The 2,537-nt window shown below is 63.3% G+C and carries 1 protein-coding gene and 2 pseudogenes; 2 read left to right on the forward strand and 1 reads right to left on the reverse strand.

All coding sequences use genetic code 11. The annotated features are described in order from the left end of the window. Positions 1-463: pseudogene (locus VMD50_RS28370) on the reverse strand (sugar transferase); the annotation flags it as partial. A gap of 541 nt (positions 464-1,004) precedes the next feature. On the opposite strand from VMD50_RS28370, the gene VMD50_RS28375 reads away from it, so the two are divergent. Together VMD50_RS28375 and VMD50_RS28380 are read left to right on the forward strand one after the other, a co-directional pair. Beyond that, positions 1,005-1,460 carry a UDP-N-acetylglucosamine--LPS N-acetylglucosamine transferase gene (locus tag VMD50_RS28375; protein ID WP_325433072.1) on the forward strand — a complete coding sequence of 152 codons (456 nt, stop codon included), beginning with the start codon at positions 1,005-1,007 and terminating at the stop codon, positions 1,458-1,460. Further along, positions 1,457-1,939 (forward strand): annotated as a pseudogene (locus VMD50_RS28380) (glycosyltransferase); the annotation flags it as partial. The gene VMD50_RS28375 and the pseudogene VMD50_RS28380, both read left to right, overlap by 4 nt. Positions 1,940-2,537 lie beyond the last annotated feature (598 nt).

Genomic DNA, 2,537 nt, shown 5'->3' on the forward strand with positions numbered 1-2,537 from the left:
TGGTGCCCAGCGGAAGCGCAATTGCTAAATAGCCTCGAGCCACGTCGATTTTGGCAAGCAGGGTAGCCATCGCGATGATTCCGAACGTCCAGAATGACGCGCTGGTGAGGCGCCGATACTCATCGACTCCCGCTCCAATGATGCGGGGTGATCTGGTGTGAAACACTGCGATAGATGACAGCCAAAGGGCCGCGAAGAGAACCGAGAACAGCGTCATCAACTGGCCCGGATAACCCGAAGTGATTGCGGATTCACCGAACCGCACGACCTGCGCGAACAGAACCGAAGCGCAGACGATCACCAAATCAGTGATACGCAGACGGTTCGAATACTGGCGCTGCCAACGCCGAGCGGTCTTTTCCGGGGGCGGCGGCACCAAGTGCGCGGTGACAAGCGCATGGCCGTTTCGGCTGCGCGTGATGACCGGCGCATGGCCGTTTCGGCTGCGAAGCGTCGTGGTCATGCTGAGAAACAGCCCCCGACTACTCTCGTTGGCGGGACGATCCAGACCCCACGACGGGGCAAACCGAATATCGTCATGACGGGAAGTATACATACCGTTCGGATGGTCTGGAAGCAAAATCCAAGATTATAGTCTTTGCCCTCCGGCATGTTGGCGGCCGTGCAAGGTCTACGACAGGTGGACCACCGGTCCCACGCCGCAGATGAACGGGTAATCCGCGTCGCACTTTCGTGGTGGCCGTTGCTCTGCCGGCTTGTAACCTCGGCCTCGACTGGAAGTCAACGACTTCTTTCACTTGCTGTCTGGCCTCGGTAATCGCGTCCGGCGAGTCACGGATGACGCCAATTCGCGGACCGCGGCCTTGGAAATTTCTAGTCCTTCATCTGCACCACGCACGACCGGATCGGCGAGGTCTGGGACCAAATCCGCCCACCGGCGCGTTACAACGACTTCGCCTACTATCGCTGCATGTCGTACGCTCACAGCAGCTCGACGCCAAGCTCGTGCGGCAGACCTTCATCACGAGCGCCTAAGGGGAGACATGGGCCGCCTACTCCTAATCGCGTCGTCCGGCGGGCATATCTACGAGATGTTTTGCCTGCGCGAGTTCTGGCAGGAGAAGGACCGGTACTGGGTGAGCTTCGGGACCGCCGACGCCCGCTATCTACTGCGTGACGAGAAGGAGATTTACTGGGCGGCGCACCCCACCGTCCGCAATGTCCCCAACCTTCTGCGCAACCTGCTGCTGGCGCTCCGGCTCCTGATCCGCCACCGGCCCGCCATGATCTTGACCACCGGTTCGGGCGTGGCCGCTCCCTTCCTCTGGCTGGCCTGGCTGCTGCGGGTCCCCACCGTCTTCGTCGAGTCCATCACCCGCATCACCGAGCTCTCGCTCACCGCCCGGATGGTGAAGCCCTTCGCCTCCCGCTTCCTGGTGCAATGGCCCGAATTGGCCGACCGGATCCCCCGCACGGAGTACCACGGGAGGATCGTGTGATCTTCGTGATCATGGGGATGGAGGTGCATCCCTTCGACCGGCTGGCGCGCGCCGTCGACGAGCTGGCCCGGACGGGCGCGGTGGGGGAGGACTTTTTTGTGCAGCTCGGAGCCTGCAGGTACGAGCCGCACCACGCCCGGTTCGAGCGCTTCCTGTCCTTCGGGGACGTCTGTGAGCAGATCCGGCGCGCCTCGGTGGCCGTCACCCATGCCGGCGCCGGATCGACCCTGGTGTGCATCGAGCAGGGAAAGCACCCGGTGATGGTCCCCCGTCGCTCGTGGCACGGAGAGCACGTCGACGAGCACCAGCTGCCGTTCGCCGAGAAGCTGGGGGCGGCCGGGCTGGCTACCGTGGTCCGAGAGATGGAGGAGCTACCGGCAGCCATCGCGGCGGCGCGGTCTCTGTCGGCTCCGGCCGATGCGCTGGGGCGGGCCCGCGAGCTGACCGGATGGCTGGAGACGTACTGGCGGGGACTTGCCTGCGGGCGGGGCGATGGGTGGGGCCGAGGCGGCCTTCGCGCGGGCAGCCCGCGTCATCGTTGAGTACTCGGCCTGGAAGCCCGCTACGCCAGTCGATTCGCCAGCCCGGTTTGCGTTGAGCTGTTTTTACCCGGGAAGCGGCATTCGCGGATTGTTTTCTCGTAAAGCTCTATACCCGCACCTCCGGAAGCCGATCTTGTTGATATTGGCACAGACGATGGGGTTCTCGATCCCTTGCCTATCGAGCACATCGAGGAGGCACGGGAGGTTCACCGTTATGAAGGCTCTTCAATTTTGATGGGGCAGTTGTGATTTCGCTCTCATAGGGCGTGTCGTTGCATGAGGAGGCCCTTGGCCTTCCGAAGTCTGAAGTTTGCGGATTTCAGGCGGAAGGAAGGAACCAAGGGCTGTGTCTGACGGTACGACATTGTTGTTCGGGCTGCCAGGAGTACGGGTGGAGCGTGTCGAGCGGCTCGCCGACGGGACCCGTGTGGTTCATGTGGCGACAGCCGAGCCGACGGCGGCGGCGTGCCCGTCATGTGGGGTGGTGTCCACCTCGGTGAAGGCCCGGGTGGTCACCTCGCCGCGCGACATCCCC

Origin of the sequence: Mycobacterium sp. (genome assembly GCF_035506235.1) — a bacterium.
Lineage (GTDB): Bacteria > Actinomycetota > Actinomycetes > Mycobacteriales > Mycobacteriaceae > Mycobacterium.